This is a genomic window from Ferruginibacter sp., from assembly GCF_028288465.1.
Lineage (GTDB): Bacteria > Bacteroidota > Bacteroidia > Chitinophagales > Chitinophagaceae > Ferruginibacter.
Map to the genome: position 1 here is coordinate 18,022 of NZ_JAQBNR010000073.1, position 20,780 is coordinate 38,801.

19 protein-coding genes and 2 riboswitches are annotated in these 20,780 nt (G+C 39.5%); of the genes, 10 read left to right on the forward strand and 9 right to left on the reverse strand.

Annotated elements, in window-relative coordinates; genetic code table 11:
* The first annotated feature begins 665 nt into the window (after nt 1-665).
* Nucleotides 666-863: riboswitch (cobalamin riboswitch) on the forward strand.
* 104 nt (nt 864-967) lie between these two features.
* From JWR61_RS26920 to cobC, 9 genes are all read left to right on the forward strand, one after another.
* Nucleotides 968-2,893 (forward strand): TonB-dependent siderophore receptor, encoded by a 1,926-nt coding sequence (locus JWR61_RS26920; RefSeq protein ID WP_301930740.1) that lies wholly within the window; start codon nt 968-970, stop codon nt 2,891-2,893.
* A 52-nt stretch (nt 2,894-2,945) separates the two neighbouring features.
* On the forward strand, nt 2,946-3,542 hold the full coding sequence (locus JWR61_RS26925) for a DUF6580 family putative transport protein (RefSeq protein WP_301930741.1): 597 nt from the start codon (nt 2,946-2,948) through the stop codon (nt 3,540-3,542).
* A gap of 121 nt (nt 3,543-3,663) precedes the next feature.
* Nucleotides 3,664-4,653 carry an ABC transporter substrate-binding protein gene (locus JWR61_RS26930; RefSeq protein WP_301930742.1) on the forward strand — a complete coding sequence of 330 codons (990 nt, stop codon included), beginning with the start codon at nt 3,664-3,666 and terminating at the stop codon, nt 4,651-4,653.
* A gap of 131 nt (nt 4,654-4,784) precedes the next feature.
* Nucleotides 4,785-5,039: a DUF5522 domain-containing protein gene (locus JWR61_RS26935; protein WP_301930743.1), complete on the forward strand. Its 255-nt coding sequence runs from the start codon at nt 4,785-4,787 to the stop codon at nt 5,037-5,039.
* Nucleotides 5,036-5,554, forward strand: a complete 519-nt coding sequence (locus JWR61_RS26940) for a bifunctional adenosylcobinamide kinase/adenosylcobinamide-phosphate guanylyltransferase (protein ID WP_301930744.1) — start codon at nt 5,036-5,038, stop codon at nt 5,552-5,554. Before JWR61_RS26935 ends, JWR61_RS26940 begins: the two co-directional genes overlap by 4 nt.
* Nucleotides 5,547-6,272, forward strand: a complete 726-nt coding sequence (locus JWR61_RS26945) for a diphthine--ammonia ligase (RefSeq protein WP_301930745.1) — start codon at nt 5,547-5,549, stop codon at nt 6,270-6,272. Before JWR61_RS26940 ends, JWR61_RS26945 begins: the two co-directional genes overlap by 8 nt.
* A gap of 1 nt (nt 6,273) precedes the next feature.
* Complete coding sequence (gene cobT / locus JWR61_RS26950; RefSeq protein ID WP_301930746.1) at nt 6,274-7,980, forward strand: nicotinate-nucleotide--dimethylbenzimidazole phosphoribosyltransferase; 1,707 nt, start codon at nt 6,274-6,276, stop codon at nt 7,978-7,980.
* Nucleotides 7,980-8,741 carry an adenosylcobinamide-GDP ribazoletransferase gene (locus JWR61_RS26955; protein WP_301930747.1) on the forward strand — a complete coding sequence of 254 codons (762 nt, stop codon included), beginning with the start codon at nt 7,980-7,982 and terminating at the stop codon, nt 8,739-8,741. Before cobT ends, JWR61_RS26955 begins: the two co-directional genes overlap by 1 nt.
* Complete coding sequence (gene cobC / locus JWR61_RS26960; RefSeq protein WP_301930748.1) at nt 8,726-9,301, forward strand: alpha-ribazole phosphatase; 576 nt, start codon at nt 8,726-8,728, stop codon at nt 9,299-9,301. The genes JWR61_RS26955 and cobC overlap by 16 nt, the downstream gene beginning before the upstream one ends.
* 92 nt (nt 9,302-9,393) lie before the next feature.
* Here the strand turns inward: cobC and JWR61_RS26965 are convergent, their stop codons facing one another.
* The 8 genes from JWR61_RS26965 to thiS all read right to left on the reverse strand — a co-directional run bounded on the left by JWR61_RS26965 (nt 9,394) and on the right by thiS (nt 16,186).
* On the reverse strand, nt 9,394-10,113 hold the full coding sequence (locus tag JWR61_RS26965; protein WP_301930749.1) for a HesA/MoeB/ThiF family protein: 720 nt from the start codon (nt 10,111-10,113) through the stop codon (nt 9,394-9,396).
* 2 nt (nt 10,114-10,115) lie between these two features.
* Nucleotides 10,116-11,225 carry a 2-iminoacetate synthase ThiH gene (thiH, locus tag JWR61_RS26970; protein WP_301930750.1) on the reverse strand — a complete coding sequence of 370 codons (1,110 nt, stop codon included), beginning with the start codon at nt 11,223-11,225 and terminating at the stop codon, nt 10,116-10,118.
* 79 nt (nt 11,226-11,304) lie between these two features.
* A complete protein-coding gene (locus JWR61_RS26975; RefSeq protein WP_301930751.1) occupies nt 11,305-12,084 on the reverse strand; it encodes a thiazole synthase in 780 nt (259 codons plus the stop codon).
* Nucleotides 12,059-12,700: a thiamine phosphate synthase gene (locus tag JWR61_RS26980; RefSeq protein WP_301930752.1), complete on the reverse strand. Its 642-nt coding sequence runs from the start codon at nt 12,698-12,700 to the stop codon at nt 12,059-12,061. Before JWR61_RS26980 ends, JWR61_RS26975 begins: the two co-directional genes overlap by 26 nt.
* Entirely contained in the window at nt 12,693-13,448 is a 756-nt protein-coding gene (locus JWR61_RS26985; RefSeq protein WP_301930753.1) for a hydroxymethylpyrimidine/phosphomethylpyrimidine kinase, read from the reverse strand. The genes JWR61_RS26980 and JWR61_RS26985 overlap by 8 nt, the downstream gene beginning before the upstream one ends.
* Nucleotides 13,427-14,035: a thiamine phosphate synthase gene (locus tag JWR61_RS26990; RefSeq protein ID WP_301930754.1), complete on the reverse strand. Its 609-nt coding sequence runs from the start codon at nt 14,033-14,035 to the stop codon at nt 13,427-13,429. Before JWR61_RS26990 ends, JWR61_RS26985 begins: the two co-directional genes overlap by 22 nt.
* Nucleotides 14,036-15,886, reverse strand: coding sequence for a phosphomethylpyrimidine synthase ThiC (thiC, locus tag JWR61_RS26995; RefSeq protein ID WP_301930755.1), 1,851 nt, complete (start codon nt 15,884-15,886; stop codon nt 14,036-14,038).
* Between the two features lie 96 nt (nt 15,887-15,982).
* Nucleotides 15,983-16,186 (reverse strand): sulfur carrier protein ThiS, encoded by a 204-nt coding sequence (gene thiS, locus JWR61_RS27000; protein WP_301930756.1) that lies wholly within the window; start codon nt 16,184-16,186, stop codon nt 15,983-15,985.
* Nucleotides 16,187-16,232: 46 nt separating this feature from the next.
* Nucleotides 16,233-16,323, reverse strand: a riboswitch (TPP riboswitch).
* 512 nt (nt 16,324-16,835) lie between these two features.
* On the opposite strand from thiS, the gene JWR61_RS27005 reads away from it, so the two are divergent.
* Complete coding sequence (locus tag JWR61_RS27005; RefSeq protein WP_301930757.1) at nt 16,836-17,696, forward strand: DUF5602 domain-containing protein; 861 nt, start codon at nt 16,836-16,838, stop codon at nt 17,694-17,696.
* A gap of 95 nt (nt 17,697-17,791) precedes the next feature.
* On the opposite strand, the gene JWR61_RS27010 is transcribed toward JWR61_RS27005, so the two are convergent.
* Nucleotides 17,792-19,954: a TonB-dependent receptor plug domain-containing protein gene (locus JWR61_RS27010; protein WP_301930758.1), complete on the reverse strand. Its 2,163-nt coding sequence runs from the start codon at nt 19,952-19,954 to the stop codon at nt 17,792-17,794.
* Nucleotides 19,955-20,780: the final 826 nt, after the last annotated feature.

The window sequence follows — 20,780 nt, forward strand, 5'->3', positions numbered from 1 at the left end:
AGCCTTCGGTAAAAGAGAAACCGGAAATCCAGGTTATCCTGGTTCACAAGACATTTACTGCTGGGCAATATCAAAGGAGTTGGCCGTATCTAGCAGCAGACGTTTATTGATACGTGTAGCCGTATTGCTTTGCCAAATTTTACCAAAATCAAGCATGCCATCACCTCAGCAGACGTGCTCAACGACCGGTTGTTACCTTTCTTGAAGAACAACAAATTCCACTGCTCAGAATCCTTATTGACCGCGGTGCCAGTGAAGATATTTTTTGTGTAAGTTTTTGAATTGTTTATTAAAAGAAACTATGTTGAGAATTAGATGGACCAAAATAAAAGATTTGAGGATGTTATCTATTAGCAGGTAAACACCCTGTTCAGCTTTCTTTCGTGCTGCTATATTAATCATGGTAGTGCAGCATATGGTTGACTGTTTCATTATGGAAAATCAGAGATGAAAGTTCAACGAGTATCCAATAATACCCTGACGGCCAAGTTGCTTCAGTTCATTTTCTTTATAGCAAATAGTTTACAGACGGCCTTATTGGCTTTGATAAAGGTGAAAATGGTTTTAGTTCTTAAACTGAATAACGCAAGATAAGTTTGAGGTTACTTGCTGAAATCGGTTTTTGCACGTTGCAATAAATCAATTTGCAAATTCATTACCAAAGGCTACTTTTGCTGCTAATTGGTTCCGATGCATTCACAATGCAAAGGATTAAAAGGGAATCCGGTGTAAATCCGGAGCTATCCCCGTAGCTGTAAGCTCCTTAAAAGGTTGTTCAATCTTCACGCCACTGTCCGAAAAAGACGGGAAGGCTTTGAACAATGGAGTAAGTCAGAAGACCTGCCGGTTAAATTAACAATCATTCAGCTTTCGGGTGAAAGGCAGGAGATGTAATAGCCGTGGGGCATTTATATTTCTATCTTTTTTATTTACCGGAAGCAGTCACAACAAAAACATTTTCTGTAAAATGAAAAGAAAATTTTTAGTTATGGCTGCTGTCATCATCAGCAGTCAACTACAGGCGCAGGATTCTACCTCCACCAAACAATTGGATGAGCTAATCGTAACCGCCACCAAATTTCAGCAAAAGCAACATACTACAGGCAAAGTAGTAACAGTCATTGACCAGGCCACATTGCAACGCAATGCCGGTAAAACAATTACTGAAATTATCAACTACCAAACAGGTGTTTTCATCAATGGTGCAAATAATAATTTAGGTACCAACCAGGATGTCTATTTCCGTGGGGCAGGTACGGGCAACACGTTGATATTAATAGATGGTGTACCTGTTGGAGATCCGTCACAAATAGACAACAGTTTCGATTTAAATAATATTGCTGTTGACGAGGTAGAACGCATTGAAGTTTTAAAGGGCGCTCAAAGTACCTTGTGGGGAAGCGATGCTGTAGCAGGTGTCATTAATATCATCACTAAGAAGGGAGGTAAAAATAAAATCTCACCTTCAGCAATGCTTGGTTATGGTAGTTACAATACGATTCGTGGTAATGCAGGTATTGGTGGTACCATTGAAAAATTCAGCTACAATTTGGGATATAATTTTACCAACAGCAAAGGCTTCTCTTCGGCTTATGACAGCACGGGAACGAAAGATTTTGAAAAAGATAAATTTGCCCAGCATAACATACAAGCCAACCTTGGCTATAAAATAAATAACCGTCTTTCAGCAAAAGGATACTATAGTTTTACAAAATATAAAGCCAGCATTGATGCCGGCCCGTTTCAGGATGACAAAGATGATGTGTTTGATAATAAAAATAGCATCAGCAACCTGGAGCTGGCATACACTGTTTCAAAACTGCAGCTACATTTATCGCAAAGCTTTGTAAAAGCGCAAAGGGTTTATACAGACGACAGCGCCAGTGTCGGCGGTTTCGCTAAATATTCAAAAGGTCATTTTAATGGCAATTCCAACATTACTGAATTATTTGACAACATCACATTGGCTAAAAAACTGTCCCTGGTGTCGGGTGTGCAATACATCAGCCAGAAAACCAGGCAGGATTATTTAAGTATCAGCGATTATGGCGTGTATAAAACAGCACTGGGAGACAGCACTAAAACAAACACTTTTTCTGCTTACAATTCTTTAGTATTAACGGATGTTAGCGGCTTTAATCTGGAAGCAGGTTTTCGTTACAATCACCATGACATCTATGGAAACAATACAACCTATACATTCAATCCTTCTTACAATATTGATGACAACACAAAACTGTTTATAAATATTTCTTCCGCCTATAAAATTCCATCGCTTTATCAATTATACAGTGAGTATGGCAACAAGGATTTAAAACCCGAAACAAGTAACAACTACGAGATGGGTGTGCAAACATTCAGTAACAATAAAAGAAACTCTTTCAGGATCGTTGGGTTTAAAAGGGATATTAAAGACCTGATTATTTTTTATACCGACCCAGCAACTTATGCAAGTCTATACATTAATCGTGATGAACAGCATGATTACGGGTTTGAACTGGAAAGTAGCATTGCCATTGGCAAAAAGGGGAACTGGACAAATAATTTTACTTATGTAGATGGTGAGGGAATGAACAATGCTGTGAAAGTAAAGAACCTTTACCGCCGCCCCAATTTTACCATGAATAGTTTGCTTACACTACAACCCACAAAAGGCTTTACATTAATGCCTTCTTTCCGTTTTATAGGTACAAGATTAAAAGGAGAATATGATTTAGGGCCGGCACAAATGCCACAGTATTATACCATTGATTGTTATTTGGGTTATCAATTTACAAAACAGTTCACGGTATTTGCTGACCTTCGAAATATTACCAATCAGCAATATTTTGACGTAGTTGGGTACAATAGCAAAAAGTTTAATGTAATGACAGGCTTAAGTTTTTCTTTATAATATTTACAGCAGGTGGCTAACTGCTGTCTGCTTCATTTTAAAAACGCTCATTATGACAACAGAAAAAATCAATCCCCGTTTTGCAGTGCTTGCAATATTTATGCTTGCAGTGGCAGCCATGCGTATTCCAAACGCGGCACAGCTTACACCGTGGGCAAACTTTACGCCGATCGGTGCAATGGGTTTGTTTGGCGGTACTTATTTTACCAAACAATGGAAAGCCATATTGTTTCCGTTACTTACACTTTTTGCAAGCGATTTAATGATCCAGGCATTTATATTCAACGGCAAATACGGCATTATGTACAGCGGATGGTACTGGATTTATGGCATCTTTATATTCATCACCTTTATTGGCAAATGGCTGATAAAAAAAGTAACTGTAAAAAATGTACTGCTTGCAGCGGTAACCGCTTCGCTTACCCATTGGCTTCTTGCCGACTTTACAGTCTGGGGCGGTGGTGGAACAGATTTAAGAACCATGCTGCCGCTAAGCAGAGATTGGGCGGGGCTTCAGCAGTGTTACATCCAGGGGTTCCCTTTTATGAGAAATTTTCTGGCAGGCACATTGGTATATAGTGGTATTATGTTCGGTGCATTTGAGTGGATGAAAGTGAAAAATACTTCGTTGCAGTTAAATGCAGTATAGTTTTTTTGAGTCAGACCGTTCGCTGCTATTAAGCATGGTGCCGCCTAACGATATGCTCTGGTATGTTCTGTTCTTTCTGAGCAGGAAGGCAATAAAAGTTTTATTTCATATAATTTAAGATATGCAACCGACTGTAAACAATCTTAATGAATCCCTTTCTGGGGATGGGGATATGATTGCTTGTTCCTTTCTTCCCGCTGCCACCCAAATGATATACGATATGGGCTTGCAGCATTTGCTGCAGGGTGTTACATTTGAATGCCCATCGACAGCATTAACAGAAAAACAAAAAGTGGTACGCTGTGTAATGGAAGGGAAAAACTACAGCAGTGCGGAAATTGATAAAATATTTACTGCCAGCAAAGCGCAAGGTAAGAGTTTGTATTATGTGGATGAAGCATTACTGGAGCAAATACAACCCGATATTATTTTTACACAAGATACCTGCGAGGTTTGCCAGATAGACACAAAATGTACCACAGCAGCCGTGGCTAAATTAAAAAGGCAGCCACAGATTATTCCGCTTACGCCAGGTAATTTACAAGACGTATACCAAACAGCCGTAATCATCGCTACTGCGCTAGGGCATGAAGCGGCAGCCTATACCTATTTAGCTGCTTTACAAAAAAGAACGGCAGCTATTTTAAATACACTCCGCCTTCATCAAATGCCACTCAAAAGAGTAATGCTGATGGAATGGATTGAACCCATTTATAATTGCGGTCACTGGATACCATTTCAAATAGCACAGGCAGGCGGTATAGATATGCTTAGTAATCCTGCAGGCTACAGCATTGTAACGCCATGGGAAAAAATTGTACAATACAATCCTGAAATACTGGTAATTGCGCCATGCGGTTTCCATATTGAAAGAGCGAAAGAAGAAATGCACCTGCTTACCCAAAAAGATAATTGGGATACCATTGAAGCAGTAAAAACAAAACAGGTGTACCTGGCTGACTTTGACTTATTCACGCAACCATCAGCTTCCACACTGGTGGATGGGGTAGAATTACTGGCCGCATTGTTTCACCCGTCTTTGTTTTCGGTACCGAAGCATTTGGAAGATAAAGCGCAACAATTTTTTACACAATATTCCTTTGCCAGTTAAGCGTAATGATAACCAATAAAACATGCAGCAGGTGCAACACCGTGTTTCAATGCGGAGCAACGGAAGCCAATGGTCACTGCTGGTGCAATAATTATCCGCCATTATTCAAACCTGATCCGCTTATCAACTGTATGTGTAAAGACTGTTTGCACAATGCTACACTCGAAAAGGTGAATAATTATGTGGCAGAAATGACAACAGAAAAAGCGCTGAATAATAACATTGCGAAAGATTTACCTAAAACAAATTATTTTATTGAGGGTATTGATTTTTATTTGGAAAAGACGTTCTCTGTATTCACTGCCTGGTATCATTTAAAAAGGGGCTATTGTTGTAACAACGGATGCAGGCATTGTCCTTACGGATTTAAAAAAGATACGCTATGATAACATTTGTAACAGGTGGTGCGAGGAGTGGTAAAAGCAGCTATGCACAGCAAATGGCGTTGTCGCTTAGTGATAACCCCGTGTATGTTGCTACCGCAAAAGTATGGGATGATGATTTTGAAATGCGGGTGAAACGGCACCAAAATGAAAGAGATGAACGATGGACAAATTATGAAGAACAAAGAAATGTAGGCCAGCTCCCCATCCAAAACAAAGTTTGCGTTATTGATTGTGTAACACTCTGGCTCACCAATTTTTTTATTGACTGTAAAAATGACATCGGGGCTTCACTTATTTTGTTTAAAGAACAAATTAACGCGTTGGATAAAATGCCGGGAACTTTTATCATCATCAGTAACGAAATCGGAATGGGAGTACATGCTGAAACGGAAGTCGGCAGAAAGTTTACCGACCTGCAGGGATGGGCCAATCAGTATGCAGCAGCAAAAGCAACTAAAGTAATACTAATGGTGAGCGGTATACCTCTTACAATAAAAGAAAATAACAATGGATAAAATACCAGCCATATTCAGTTGGAGCGGAGGCAAAGACAGCAGCTATGCATTGCACAAAATATTAAAAGAGGGATTGTATGATGTAAAATATTTGCTAAGTACCATCAATGGAAATTTTAAACGCCTTAGCATGCATGGTGTAAAGGAAGAACTGATAGAAGCCCAGGCTGACAGTATTGGCATCCCTTTGCTGAAAGCTTATGTGTATGAAGCAAGTAATGCCGAATATGAAAAACAAATGCAGGAAATACTGTTGCAGGCAAGAGCTGAAAATATTCATCATGTAATTTTTGGTGATATATTTTTAGAAGACCTGAGGCAATACCGGGAGCAAAAAATGGCAGCGTTAGATATGCAATGCGTTTTTCCAATCTGGAAAACAGATACCAAATGGATGGTACATGACTTTATTAGCAAAGGATTTAAAACAATTACCTGCTGTATCAATGACGGTTACTTAAATGAAAGCTGGTGCGGCAGACTGATTGATGAATCTTTTATTGATGACCTTCCGCAAACTGTTGACCCTTGTGGTGAAAACGGTGAGTTTCATAGTTATTGTTTTGAAGCGCCCATTTTTAAAAAGAAAATAAATATTGTTACGGGCGCCAAAACTTACAAAGCATTAGAAATAAAATTTGCTGATCACCCCACACTTATAAAAGAAACAGATACTAAAGGTTTTTGGTTTTGTGATTTATTAAATCAAGAAGCGTAATATGCAGTTGCAGGAAGTAATTGATAAGCGAAGGGATACCCGGCATTTTCTGTCCGATGAGGAAGTGCCGGCGCATGTTCTACAGGCCGCACTGGAAGCCGCACACAAGGCGCCATCCGTAGGTTTGACAGAAGCTGCGAGGTTTTATATCATCCGTAAAAAAGAATTAAGGCAGCAGATTTATGAACTATTTGTAAAAAAACAACAAGATAATTTTACGGAAATAGACGATAATGAAAAATTAAATAAATACAAACAATTAAAATTAGAAGGAATACTGGAAGCTCCAATAGGGCTTATTATGACGACTGATTTTAGTGTATTGAAGGACTTTGCTATTGGTGTAACAGGCACAGCCAGCACACTGGAATGGAGCAGTGTTTGTGCATTACAGAATTTATGGCTTTCCCTTACCGAAAACGGCTATTCGCTTGGTTGGGTTTCTATTATGGATTACAACGGGCTTTCCGGTTTACTTAATTTGCCATCCCATGAAAAGGCACTTGGTTATTTTTGTATTGGCAAACCTGCTACTGATTACAATAACCAACCGATGTTGCAGCAGCAAAACTGGAAACAAAAAAATAGCGGGCCTGCAATAAAAGAAATAGCCGCTTTTTATCCCTTACCCGCCATGCCAATTGAAATAGACAAGGATGAAACTGCATCGATACCAATAACTGACCTAAAAGATGCTATACAATTTGCCATTGATAATAAAACAAAGCCCAGAGGCTCCCTGGGATTGCTGGAGCAGGTAGCATTTAGAGTTGCTGAAGTACAAAACACCATTTCTCCCGTTATTAATAACCCGCATATTATTGTATTTGCGGCGGACCATGGCATAGCTAAAACAGGCTTGGTTAATCCTTACCCGCAGGAAGTAACTGCTCAAATGGTAACCAATTTTTTAAATGGTGGCGCTGCCATCAATGTATTTTGTAACCAAAACAATATTAAAATTAAAATCGTAGATGCGGGCGTATGCACTTACTGGCAAAATAATGACAGGTATAAAGATTTGATAAATGCAAAAGTTGGATACGGAACGAAAAATTATATGGAAGAAGATGCCATGACAGATCGGGAAGCTATTTATGCTATAGAAAAGGGAAAAGAAATTTTGCTGCAAGTAGTTGCAACGGGTTGCAATAGCATTGGCTTTGGTGAAATGGGTATTGGCAATACTTCCTCAGCTGCTTTAATAATGAGCTGCGTGCTAAAAGTACCAATAACAGAATGCACGGGCAAAGGAACGGGGGCCAGCAGTGAGCAATTAAAAACAAAAACAGCAATTTTAGAAAAAGTATTTCAGCTTCATCAGCTACATACACTAAGCGATAACCCTATTGGACTCTTGCAAAAAATTGGTGGTTTTGAAATAGCCATGATGACTGGTGCATACCTTGAAGCTGCAAAGCGGAAAATGATTATAGTGGTAGATGGTTTTATCGCAACGGCCGCTTTACTAATTGCACATAAAATGAACGATGCAGTTTTATCTAATTGCATATTCGCACACACCAGTGGTGAACAGGGGCACGAAAAAATGCTGCATTACCTGCAGGCAAAACCGCTGTTGCAATTGGGAATGCGTTTGGGTGAGGGTACAGGGGCGGCAATTGCTATTCCCTTAATCAGGAGTGCAGTAAATTTTCTAAATGAGATGGCAAGTTTTGAAACCGCTGGTGTAACCAATAAAGTCTGATGAAAAAAGAATTGCAGATATTTTTAACTGCTATCATGTTTTATACCCGTATCCCCGTTCCACGCTGGGTAAACCATGATGCGCAGTATTTAAACAAAGCCACTAAATATTTTCCGTTAATTGGTTGGATAGCTGGTACATTGGCTGCGCTGGTTTTTATGGGAGCCAATTATTTATTCAGCCCCTCAGTTGCCATTATACTTTCGATGGTAGTTTCAGTATTATTGACAGGCGCTTTTCATGAAGATGGTTTTGCGGATGTATGTGATGGCTTTGGTGGTGGATGGACAAAGGAAAAAATATTACTGATCATGAAAGACAGCAGGGTAGGGGCTTATGGCGTAATCGGATTGATATTTATGCTGTCGACAAAATTTTATTTGCTGTCCTCATTTGCCGGAACAAAATTACCTTTTGTTTTACTAGCAGCTCATGCAATATCCAGATGGGCAGCAGCTTCTTTCATACTTACCCACCAGTATGTAAGAGAGAATGAAGACAGTAAAGCAAAGCCTGTCGCTAAACAATTTTTAGTTTCTCATTTTTTAATCGCTTCACTTTTTGGTATCCTTCCTTTGTTGTTATTTAAAAATGTGTATGTCTTCTTACTGATCATTCCAGTTTATACAATGAAAATATATTTAGGCTGGTATTTTAAAAAATGGATTGGAGGTTATACGGGCGACTGCCTGGGAGCAACACAGCAATTGTGTGAAATTATTTTTTATTTATCCCTGTTGGCATTATGGAAATTTATTTAGTACGTCATACCAAACCGTTAATAGACAAAGATATTTGTTATGGACAAACTGATATAGTTGTTGATGATGCAGGATTTCCAGAGTCAGCTAAACTCATAACAAGTTTATTGCCTGAAAAAATTGACGCCATTTACAGCAGTCCTTTAATTCGCTGCGGTGTTCTCGCAGAATTTATTAAGCAGGAGAAATATCCTTCCCTGGATATTGCTTACAGCCATTTATTGAAAGAGATTAATTTTGGAGAATGGGAAAATAAAAAATGGGATGATATTAATCAAATTCATTTAAGTAAATGGATGAATGATTTTGTAAATGAACCTGTACCTGGCGGAGAAAGTTTTAACCAGCTTTATCAGCGAGTAAAACTGTTTATTACAGCTGTAATTAATTCAAGTCATTCGGCTGCATTAATTATAACACATGCAGGGGTTATCCGGGCCGCAACCACCTATATTCAGCAAAGTGGACTTAAAGATGCTTTCGCGATCAGTTGCGAATATGGCTGTGTAACAAAATTTGAATTGAATGATCTGGCGGAACAGGTGAATATTCTTCGTTAAGAAAAAATATTGTACGCCTTGAAAATCAATATTGCAGTTTTTATTTTTACAATAAGTACCGGATAAAATATTTCCCCCTCCCGCAAATAGATCTAAGCAGCTATATTTATTTTAATCATACTGAATTCAAGAAAGTTAAAAAGTAATAAACCATCATTGCTATACTTATCTAATATAATTTGAATGGTGGTGCCAGCCATGTAAATACCAATTATGCCGGGAACAAAACCCAGCACACCAATTTCACTGCAGCTTGGTACATCTTCAGGGTTGGGTGGTTCGGGATAAATATCCCTTAAGTTTTTACTATCCTTGTAATTAAACACCGCCAACTGTCCTTCAAATTTTAAAATGCTTCCATATACCAGGAGCTTGTTCAGTTGTAAGCAAACATCGTTTACCAGGTAGCGGGTCAAAAAATTATCCGAACCATCCACTACAATATCAAACTGTGCAATAATATTTGCTGCATTTGATTCCTCTAAGCGTTCTTTAAAAACAATGCAGGACACATTTGGATTGGAAGCATTGATTTTTTGTGCTGCTGCTGGCGCTTTGTATTTACCAATATCTTCAGCAGTATATAATATCTGGCGATGAAGGTTATGTATCTCTACCTTATCAAAGTCAATGATACCAATGGTTCCAACGCCTGCCGCTGCCAGGTATTGCAGCACAGGGCAGCCCAGTCCGCCTGCTCCTATTACCAACACCTTTGCCTGTTTGATTTTTATTTGCCCTTCAGCGCCAACCTCCTCCAGCATCAATTGCCTGCTGTACCTTTTTATTTCTTCTATTGTGAAATCTGCCATTATTAAAATATTTTATCCCAGTCTTTCCAAACAGGTTGGTATCCATTTGCTGTAATAACAGCGGCTACTTCGGCAGGGGTACGTTCATCACTTATTTCAAATTGTTCTAACGAATCTTCATCCACGCTATAACCACCGGGATTTGTCTTAGAACCTGCGCTCATAGTAGTAGTCCCGAGTTTCATAATATTATTCCGGAATATTTCAGTTTCCCGGGTAGATATTGATATCTCTACATCCTCATTCAATAACCGGTAGGCACTTAATAACTGCACCAGTTCTTTATCATTGATATGGTAGTTAGCAATATCCACTCCTTCTGCCGGACGTATGCGTGGAAATGCAATCGAGTATTTTGTTTGCCAGTATGTTTTTTGTAAATAATCTAAATGCAAGGCACAAAAAAACGAGTCGGTGCGCCAGTCTTCCAACCCTAACAAAACGGCCAGTCCAATTTTGTGCATACCTGCCAACCCAATTCTGTCGGGGGTTTCAAGGCGGTAATAAAAATTTGATTTTTTACCCTTCACATGATAGTCCTTGTATTTTTCTTTGTGATAAGTTTCCTGGTACACTAAAACAGAATATACACCGGCACCCTGCAATTGTGCATATTCATCCTGCGACAACGGTTGCACTTCAATGGAAATATTTGCAAAATGTGGTTTAATAATTTCAATGGCTTTCAAAAAGTAATCAACATGCACGGTATGGTTCGACTCGCCGGTGACCAGTAAAATATGGTTAAACCCATGTTGTTTGATAACGTTGATCTCCTGTAAAATTTCGGCAGCCGTTAATGTTTTGCGTTTTATTTTATTATCCAGGCTAAAACCGCAATAGGTACAAATATTATTGCACTCGTTGCTCAAATACATGGGGGCAAATAGCTGGATGGTTTTACCAAAACGTTTTTGTGTAATCCGGTGACTTAGCTGTGCCATCTCTTCTACATAAGGTGTCGCTGCAGGTGAAATCAATGCTTTAAAATCTTCCAGTGTTCTGTGGGTGGAAGCCAATGCAGCTTCTACATCTTTGGAAGTTTTTGCGAGGATAGAAGCCTTCACTTCATCCCAGGAATATTGATCGTAAATGTCTCTAAACTGTTTCATGTGTTCCTATTAATTGTTTTTTGCCACATGTAATTCGCCATTAAAAATGATAACAGTCTCTGTAAAAGTTACCTATCGTTTATTGGCTCATTTCATGTAAAAATTGTGTTAACGGGCTTGATGCAATGGCATGATTAACTTTAGCTCCAAGCCTGCTTTCAAAGGCTATACGGCCCGCCTCCACAGCGAGTTTAAAGGCAATGGCCATTTGTAAAGGATTGCCGGCAATGGCGATGGCTGTATTTACCAACACTGCATCGGCACCCATTTCCATAGCAACGGCGGCATCAGAAGGAGCACCAATGCCTGCATCAATAATTACGGGTACATTGCTTTGCTCGATGATGATTTGTAAAAAATCGAATGTCTTTAATCCTTTGTTGCTTCCTATCGGAGAACCTAAAGGCATTACAGCGGCGGTGCCTGCTTCTTCCAGTCGTTTGCATAAAACAGGGTCGGCATGAATGTAGGGCAATACAATAAACCCAAGCTTTGCCAGTTCTTCTGTAGCCTTCAATGTTTCAATAGCGTCGGGCATCAGGTATTTTGGATCAGGATGAATTTCTAATTTCACCCAGTTTGTTTCCAATGCCTCTCTTGCCAGTTGCGCCGCCAGCACTGCTTCTTTGGCGGTACGAACACCGGAAGTGTTGGGCAATAAATTGATGTGGGGATGTTGCAGGTGTGTCAGCAACAAATCAGTATCTGTTTCCAGGTCGACCCGTTTTAATGCTACCGTTACCATCTCTGATCCGGATGCCAACACGGCTTCTTCCATTTGCAAAGAAGAACCAAATTTTCCGGTTCCCAAAAACAGACGGGATTGAAATAGCTTATTCGCTATCGTTAACTGTTTCATATAAAAGGGTGTTTAATTGTTGCAGTAATAATTTTTTATCAGAATGATGTGTAATGATGCCAGACAGCGCCACACCATAAGCACCTGTTTGCATGATGGCTGCTATGTCTTCCAACACAATACCTCCAATGGCATAAACAGGAACCTTCATTTGACGCTGGTTCAATCCTTCCATAATTTTACTATATCCTTCCAAACCCAATACCGGGCTTAATTTTTCTTTGGTTGTTGTAAAACGAAAAGGTCCCAGTCCAATGTAGCTGCAGCCTTCATCAATACGTTTCAACACATCGTCCAACGTGTTGGCAGTACCGCCAATTATTTTATCGCCTGTAATTTTCCTTGCATCAGTAACGGGCATATCCTGTAAGCCAAGATGTACACCATCAGCGGATATTTCCTTTGCAATCTGCGGATGGTCGTTGATGATAAACGTTGCGTTACAGGAAGCGCAAATTTCTTTCACTTGTGCTGCCAACGCGTTTATTGCTGCCGGTGTGGCGTTTTTAAAACGAAGTTGTATCCAGTTGCAACCTGCATCCAGCGCCTGTTGAATATTATTTAATTGTTTAACTTCGGTAGTGCCTTGTGATATGTATTGTAGTTTGCTAAACATGGTGGTACCCTAATAGTGTTTTATTACTTGATAAAAATTGTTCAATGTATTTTTTTGCTTTGCTACAGGAAGTCAATAAATCAACACTCAGGGCAAGGTTGGCAGTAATGGCTGCGGACAATACACAACCGGAACCATGCTTGGCATACATTTCGTCATTATTGCCTTCCAGTCTTTCTATATCGTTTTGCGTGTATAAATAATCAATGCCCAATTCTTCTTTGTTGTGGCCACCTTTCAATAATACATTGCAATAAGCGGATAATTTCTTTGCTGATTCTTTTGCATTGGATGAAGGCATCAGTTGTAACACTTCATTGTAATTGGGTGTTATTAAAAATATTTTAGACAAAATTTCAATCAATGATGCTTCCTGCATTTGCTCATTCCAAAAGTTAAACCCGCTGCTCGATTTTATAACTGTATCCACCACAATTTTTATAGTAGTATCTTTTTGATGGACATATGAAATAATACTGTTCAATACGCTTATATTTTCTATAATTCCAATTTTTAAAGCCTTTACATTGTACTGTGACAGCATGGTTTCAAGCGATTGTAAAATACTGTTTTCATCCTCCCAACGGATGGAAATAAAATCATTTTCTGTTTGTAAAGTCCGGGCAGTGTTAATGCCTACACCATATACTTTGTGCTGTTCAAATGTTTTGATATCTGCCAGTATCCCTGCACCGGCACAGGGATCAAACCCCGCTATGCTTAACACTACCGGTCTGTTTGCTTCCATGCTTTTTGTATTGCTTTAAATTGCTGAATACTTTCTCCGGGCTTTTGCCAGATTGCACCCAATATCGCTGCACCATTGAATTGCATCTGCTTTACTTGCTGAATATTTGTTACATCAATACCACCAATGGCAATCACTTTTGAAAGGTTTTTTTTAACAGGAAATAGGAAATCAGCTGGCATCGATGATGTATATTCCTGCTTGGAAATGCTGTTGAACACCGGACCGAAAAAAGTATACATAAAAGAAGCCGGCAAATCTTTATACGCCTCCTCCTGGTGAATGGAAGTGGATAAAATATGATTTGCCATTTTCAACCGTATCAATGCTTCTTCACTCATTTGTTTTCTGCCCGCTTCTGTAAAATGTAGCCGTTTTATTCCATACCCAGTTGCAATTTCATGATGTTGATGCAAGGCAATTTGGTGGTGATATTTTGAGTCTATCTTTTCAATTAAGCTGCTAATCTCATCAACAGTAGCGCCGGGTTTTCTCATATGCAATATTTCCAATCCTTCTTCAAACAATACATTGATGATATCGGTTTCACCGACTACAGCAGTTGAATTAGAAATTAGCACTAACATTTATTGATAAATTTCTTTTCCGCTATCAATAAATTCTTCACTTTTTTCCTGCATACCTTTTTCCGCAAAATCACGTATCTGTTGAGTTATTTCCATGGAACAAAATTTTGGTCCGCACATGCTGCAGAAGTGTGCAATTTTTGCTCCATCCGCCGGCAACGTTTCATCGTGAAATTCACGGGCTGTGTCTGGGTCGAGCGATAAATTAAACTGGTCATCCCAGCGAAATTCAAATCTTGCTTTACTCAATGCATTATCCCTGTATTGTGCGCCGGGATGGCCTTTCGCAAGGTCGGCCGCATGTGCCGCGATCTTGTAGGTAATTACCCCATCCTTTACATCTTTTTTATTGGGCAGTCCCAAATGCTCTTTGGGTGTTACGTAACAAAGCATTGCAGTACCATACCAGCCAATCATGGCGGCTCCAATTGCAGAAGTGATATGATCGTAGCCAGGGGCAATATCGGTTGTTAAGGGACCTAAAGTATAAAAAGGCGCCTCTTTACAATATTCCAGTTGCTTTTCCATATTCTCTTTTATCAGGTGCATGGGTACGTGGCCCGGGCCTTCGTTCATTACCTGCACATCATGTTTCCAGGCAATTCTATTAAGTTCACCCTGTGTTTGTAATTCAGCAAACTGCGCTTCATCATTTGCATCCGCAATACTTCCCGGGCGCAATCCATCGCCCAGAGAAAATGATACGTCATACTGCTTCATGATCTGGCATATGTCTTCAAAATGGGTGTACAGAAAATTCTCTTTATGATGTGCCAGGCACCATTTGGCCATAATGGAACCGCCACGGCTAACAATGCCGGTCATACGCTTTGCAGTCATAGGAATGTACCGCAACAATACACCGGCATGAATGGTAAAATAATCAACGCCCTGCTCTGCCTGCTCAATTAATGTATCCCGGTAAATTTCCCAGGTTAGGTTTTCCGGACGGCCATCTACTTTTTCCAATGCCTGGTAAATAGGTACCGTTCCAATAGGCACAGGAGAGTTACGGATGATCCATTCCCTGGTTTCGTGAATGTTTTTACCGGTAGAAAGATCCATGATATTATCAGCGCCCCAACGGCAGGCCCACACTGCTTTTTCCACTTCTTCTTCAATGCTGCTGCTAACAGCACTGTTTCCAATGTTGGCATTAATTTTTACCAAAAAATTTCTGCCAATAATCATCGGTTCCAGCTCAGGGTGATTGATATTAGCAGGAATGATGGCACGGCAGGCAGCCACTTCATCCTTAACAAACTCAGGCGTAATAATGCCTTTGGGGGTATTGGCTCCAAAACTATTACCAGCATGTTGCTGCGTCAGTAATTCGTACTGCCCGTTCAGTTTATGTTTAAGGCCATCAATGCGCTGGTTTTCACGTATGGCAATGTATTCCATCTCCGGGGTGATGATGCCTTTTTTGGCATAGTGCAACTGGGAAACATTGCCGCCTGATTTTGCACGCAAAGGCGCTTTGATGTGTTCAAAACGAAGTGCATTTAGGGAGGCATCTTCTTTACGTTCCCTGCCATAGGTAGAAGATACTTCTTTCAATTGCTCCACATCCTGTCTGTCCAGTATCCATTGCTCACGCAAACGGGGCAGGCCTTTTTTTATATCAATCCTTGCCTGTTCATCTGTGTAAGGGCCGCTGGTATCGTACACAATCACGGGGGCATTATCCTCCATTTTTCCACTGGTCAATTTGGTGGGAGAAAGGGTTATTTCCCTCATAGCCACTTTAATATTTTTATGCAGTGAACCTGCTACATAAATTTTTTTTGAACCTGCAAACGGTGTACAGGAAATGGTTTCCTGTACAGGTGCATTATCTGGTTTTTTCATACAAGTATTTTTAAATGAATTAATTTTTTTGACCAAAAGGCAGCTGCCTATTCAATAGCACCCTGATACTATTGATTGCTCTTTAAGGGTAGGGGATTATCCACCCTGCGTTGCTTTTATTACCAATACTTTATCACCAGTCTGCAGTACATAACTATCCCATTGCGTTTTTGGAACAACGGTTTCATTAACTGCTACGGCAATACCTTTTTGCTTTTCGCCAATCAAATCATTTAATATAATTTGAATGGAAGAACGCTCCTGAATTTGCTGTGTGTGATTGTTGAAAGTGATTTCCATTCCTTTTATAGATTTAATAACAAACTTTAGGAATGGCAGAATGTGGAAGTATATTTCTACTTTTCCCTTCGGCAGCATTATCTGCATCAGGTTCGCAGGGTATAATCTCAGCCTTAACGGCACCCCTAAAGTCAGTGTAAAGGTAAATTTTAAAAACAAACGGAAATGCACTACTTACTAACATAGTTTATTTTAGTCATTAATAAGGAGCTAGCTTTCTAATTACTTTGCATTGACCAGCTTATAATTATTGATTGGGTGCTCATTGTTCCCAGCCTGCGCCTGCCGCGTGACTTTTATAAGATCCATTTTAAAAGCGAAAGTTCAGGTCCGTTTCTGCCTGCCACCTGTCAATTATAGCAACTGAACGATGAAATAACTGGAAAAGTAAACTACATATTACACGGAATGTTATACTAAGTATACGTATGGAGCCATATCAAAGGACAGTTATTTTGTGAAATGAACCAGCCACAAGTTTAATGAAGCCGGATACTAAAAATTTGAATCTGCTTAAAATTTTATGTTTATATTCATAAATAATTAACGATTCCCAATAATTAGCAGCTTTTATCCGTCCCTATCTAATCTCTTGCACTTTTATTCCGAAGAAAATCAAGTCAAATTTTTTAACTTCAAAAAAGTAAACATGAAAAAAGTAAACCGTTTGCATTGCCTTGTGGTGATGCTGTCTCTTCTGAGTTTTACAGCTTGCCAAAAAGAAAAGAAAGATCCGGGCGTACAACAACAAATCGATCTAAACCCTTCAGAAAAAGTAACACTGCCCTCTGCCAATACACTTAGCAGCCGGGAAATCCCGAATGACTACAATACATTTTATGGTGCGGAAGTGCAGATGGGCAGCGGGCATGCCCGTACATGGATAAACATTAGCAGAACCGGTGATGTTCCACTGGCCATGGGAATTGAATTCATTGCAACGGCATTAGACAAACTGCCAACCGATGCGCTTGATTTTTCAGCCAGTACATTTAATTTAAAACTGCATCCAAAAGCAAAGGAGGTGACACCTTTTGATCACATCACTGTCAACTGGGAACCCGCAGGGCATGAGCCTGCCGGAGTTTATGATGTACCACATTTTGACATGCACTTTTATAAAATTTCTGTCGCGGAGCAAATGCAAATCACAGGAATGCCCACTGCTGCGCCTTCCCCAGGCTATCTGCCAGCGTCCTATGTTATCCAGGGAGCTACAGTACCACAAATGGGAACACACTGGTTAGATCCTGCTTCGCCTGAACTTCCGCCCACATTTACACCGTTTACGCATACATTGATTTACGGTTCAAATAACGGACAGGTCATCTTCCTGGAGCCCATGATAACAAGAGCATTTTTGTTAAGTGGTAATTTATTTAGTACATCTTTTCCCCAGCCAACACATTTTTCGCCATCCGGAACAAACTATCCGACAGGATATAAAATATGGAAGAATGCAGACAACGGCAGGCATTATGTTGCTTTAACTGATTTCGTGTTGAGATAACCCATCATTTATAAAAAGAAGCTCTTAATTAATTTAAGGGCTTCTTTCATTTAGCCGGGTTGATCAATTCTATTCAATTGCATTTAGTTGACCGTCTACAACCTGATTTTGAGGCCGCCGTTTGCAACAAAACCTTCCAGGGGCGCATAGCTATCTTTAAAAACCGGATTGGTAAGTGTACCATTGAAAATGCTTTCAAATTTTGTTTGCCTTACGTCTCCAAAGTTTTCAAAATTGATGAAAAGAGAAAATGGCTTCCATAATTTTTCAACAACCAATCCAGTAAGCCAGTAATCCCTCCCGGTGGTACCATCACTTAACTTTTGTTTGCTGAAATAATAGAACTCTGAACCAAACTTCCATTTATCTTCGATTTCATACACCAAAGCCCCATTAAATCGGTGTTTGGGCGTAAGCCGGTTTTCCGTTATTGTACTATTATTATAAATTTTAGCATTGGTATAAGTGTACCCCAGGTACAATGCCAGATCCTGGTAGCCCAGCCGGATATTTGTTTCGGCTCCCCTGGATACAATTTGCCCCGGAATATTTTGCAGCTGGGAGAAGCCACCAGCAACAGTTTCGATAAATAAGGGGTTTTTCAGGAGGGTATAAAAGAAAAATTGGTTGAGACTAAAGGATATTTTTTGAAAGGATGTTTTGTAATTAAGATCCCAGTTTGCGCCAACGCTTTTTTCCAGTTTATTAATAGCAGCATTAACCGGCATCACATTTTTGTACAACAACTTTTCGCTTTCCTCTGTAAAAATAGTAGGCGTTTTATAACCCAGCCCTCCACCAATGCGGCTTGTTAACTGAGGTGTAATAGTAAATAATGCAGAAATCCTTGGTAATAAAACAGCCCCATAATCATTTACATAATCTCCTCTTAAGCCTGTTTCTACAATAAGCCAACTGTAAGTATTCCAGGTATTTTGAATAAAAATACCCAGCGTAGTTTGATTGTAATTTCTAAGAATTCCGGGTGTTGTTTGGTTTTCTTTAAAATGATCTGTTAATACATTTAATCCAGCTACCCAATCGCTTGCCTTCCGCTTGTTTACAAAGGTGGCTTCTGTGAAACTGCTGTATTGAGTACCGTTAAACGAATAGTCCCTGCTGTTAATGATACGGTTAAAGTAACCGGCACTATTCTTTAATTTAAAACTGCTTTTATCGTTGAACTGGTGATCTAAAGTAAACTGAGTTGACAAACGTTTTGTTTTATTGCGCTCAAAGTAACTGTGCGTGCTGTCGCCCCTGCCTTCAATCAATTGCATATCTCCACCCAAACGATTTTCAAATGTGGTATTAACGCCAAAGTTGAATTTGGTTTTATCGGTGAAGTAAAAAAATAATTTAGGGTTAAGGGTATAGCGTTCAAATTTAGGAATGGCGGAAAAAGAGATGTTGGCCGGGTCATAAGCCATATTGGTGTTCCTTGAAACAAAAAATGTTACTCCTGCTTTTTTAAAACGTTGTCCATAAAAACTGTTTATATCCAGTCCGCCTGCGGATGTTGCATTGAAGTGGAAATTCAGTTCCATTTTATCTGCCGGTACTTTAGTAATCAGGTTGATTAGTCCCGCAATTGCCCCACCTCCATAGAGCGTAGAAGAAGAACCTTTGATTATTTCCACCTGTCGTAAATCCAAAGGAGGCGTTTGCAGCAATCCCAATCCGCCTGCCGCGCCTGAAAAGACAGGAAATCCGTCTTTAAGGATTTGCGTATAGCGGCCATCCATGCCCTGGATGCGAATGCCCGCATTGCCCGTTGTGGGGGAGGTTTGCTGTGTCTGTATGCCCGTGCTTTCTGCCAGTAACATTCTGATATCACCCGGCCGCATGGTGGCTTCTTCATGCACTTCTTCCTCTGCAATAAATTCTACCCTTGTAGGCGTATTCCTGATGCTTCTGTTGGAACGGGTTGAATTTACGGTTACTTCCTCCAGTTCCCCCGGTAATGGTTCAAGAAAAATTTGAATAATACCGGGAGCTTTTACTGGAAAAACAAACTCCATCTCCAGCTCCTTATAACCAATGCTGCTTATTACAACTTCCCATGTTCCATCCGGTACGTTATTGAATTGCATTTTACCCGTGCTATCTGAAATACCTGCCAGCTTTAATTTTTTAAATGTAATAGTAACGCCCGCTAATGTCTCCTGTTTCCCTTCAGTTCTGATAACAGCCATCAATGAATTTTGCGCTTTGGAAAAGAAAGGTAATAGTAACAATGCTATGATTAGTTTTTTCACTTAAAATTTGATTTGCAATTAAATAATATAAGATTCGACTTTCAATGAGGAATATCGCAAGAAATAACGCAGGCATCAAATTCTTAAACTATGTATAATCAGGTACTTATTTAGTCGAGAAGTTGAAGTTATGATGGAGGGATGAAGATTGCTTTGAAACGCAGGATATTCTTCAGTTAAATGGGTATGTTTTGAGCAACATATACTTTGCTCATTTTCACTTTTTGTTATTTTTTTTACAACGGGCGCCGGAAGTTGCGCTCTGTCGGTACCGATATCAGAGATAGTAGCTACTTGTTGGCTGGTCCATTCAAAAGATGACAGGAGAAATAATACACCAACAATGATAATAAGCGTCTGTTTTACATACCGCTGTTTAAATACAGCAGCCATACTAAAAAACCCATGTTCAAATTGGTAGAACCTTTCTACAATTTCAAGAAAAAAAATAAACAGGGACGACAAGATATTGCCTTTAGATTTTCCATTGGGTAAAATGATTTGCTTTATTATCCTGTAACCAAAAAGGAATATATCAAGAACAAGGGCCCATACTTTACTACTTATTTGTTTTATTTCAGACCCCATAACTACAAGCGGTAAAAATAATTGTTTTAAATTAAATGCAAAATTTGGTTTAGCCGACTGGCTGTTACAGCTGTTGCATTGCGAGTAATTTCTCCCATAAACTGGGATAAAGAAAGTTTTGTTTTAATGAGTAATATTTTCTGCTGATCCGTGAAATTTAATTTACTCTTCAGCAGCATTTTTAATTTTCACTAAAAGAGTGCAACAAAGCTTATTTTTCCGCATTGCGTCATTTTTT

Excerpts from the sequence above, each read along its gene's own strand:
- JWR61_RS26985 (WP_301930753.1), bottom strand. The coding sequence starts at position 13,448 with ATGGAAGCAAACAGACCGGTAGTGTTAAGCATAGCGGGGTTTGATCCC.
- JWR61_RS26925 (WP_301930741.1), top strand. The coding sequence starts at position 2,946 with ATGACAACAGAAAAAATCAATCCCCGTTTTGCAGTGCTTGCAATATTT.
- JWR61_RS26935 (WP_301930743.1), top strand. The coding sequence starts at position 4,785 with ATGTGTAAAGACTGTTTGCACAATGCTACACTCGAAAAGGTGAATAAT.
- thiS (WP_301930756.1), bottom strand. The coding sequence starts at position 16,186 with ATGGAAATCACTTTCAACAATCACACACAGCAAATTCAGGAGCGTTCT.
- JWR61_RS26975 (WP_301930751.1), bottom strand. The coding sequence starts at position 12,084 with ATGAAACAGTTAACGATAGCGAATAAGCTATTTCAATCCCGTCTGTTT.
- cobC (WP_301930748.1), top strand. The coding sequence starts at position 8,726 with ATGGAAATTTATTTAGTACGTCATACCAAACCGTTAATAGACAAAGAT.
- cobT (WP_301930746.1), top strand. The coding sequence starts at position 6,274 with ATGCAGTTGCAGGAAGTAATTGATAAGCGAAGGGATACCCGGCATTTT.
- JWR61_RS26990 (WP_301930754.1), bottom strand. The coding sequence starts at position 14,035 with ATGTTAGTGCTAATTTCTAATTCAACTGCTGTAGTCGGTGAAACCGAT.
- JWR61_RS26980 (WP_301930752.1), bottom strand. The coding sequence starts at position 12,700 with ATGTTTAGCAAACTACAATACATATCACAAGGCACTACCGAAGTTAAA.
- JWR61_RS26920 (WP_301930740.1), top strand. The coding sequence starts at position 968 with ATGAAAAGAAAATTTTTAGTTATGGCTGCTGTCATCATCAGCAGTCAA.
- JWR61_RS26930 (WP_301930742.1), top strand. The coding sequence starts at position 3,664 with ATGCAACCGACTGTAAACAATCTTAATGAATCCCTTTCTGGGGATGGG.
- thiC (WP_301930755.1), bottom strand. The coding sequence starts at position 15,886 with ATGAAAAAACCAGATAATGCACCTGTACAGGAAACCATTTCCTGTACA.
- thiH (WP_301930750.1), bottom strand. The coding sequence starts at position 11,225 with ATGAAACAGTTTAGAGACATTTACGATCAATATTCCTGGGATGAAGTG.
- JWR61_RS26945 (WP_301930745.1), top strand. The coding sequence starts at position 5,547 with ATGGATAAAATACCAGCCATATTCAGTTGGAGCGGAGGCAAAGACAGC.
- JWR61_RS26955 (WP_301930747.1), top strand. The coding sequence starts at position 7,980 with ATGAAAAAAGAATTGCAGATATTTTTAACTGCTATCATGTTTTATACC.
- JWR61_RS27005 (WP_301930757.1), top strand. The coding sequence starts at position 16,836 with ATGAAAAAAGTAAACCGTTTGCATTGCCTTGTGGTGATGCTGTCTCTT.
- JWR61_RS26940 (WP_301930744.1), top strand. The coding sequence starts at position 5,036 with ATGATAACATTTGTAACAGGTGGTGCGAGGAGTGGTAAAAGCAGCTAT.
- JWR61_RS26965 (WP_301930749.1), bottom strand. The coding sequence starts at position 10,113 with ATGGCAGATTTCACAATAGAAGAAATAAAAAGGTACAGCAGGCAATTG.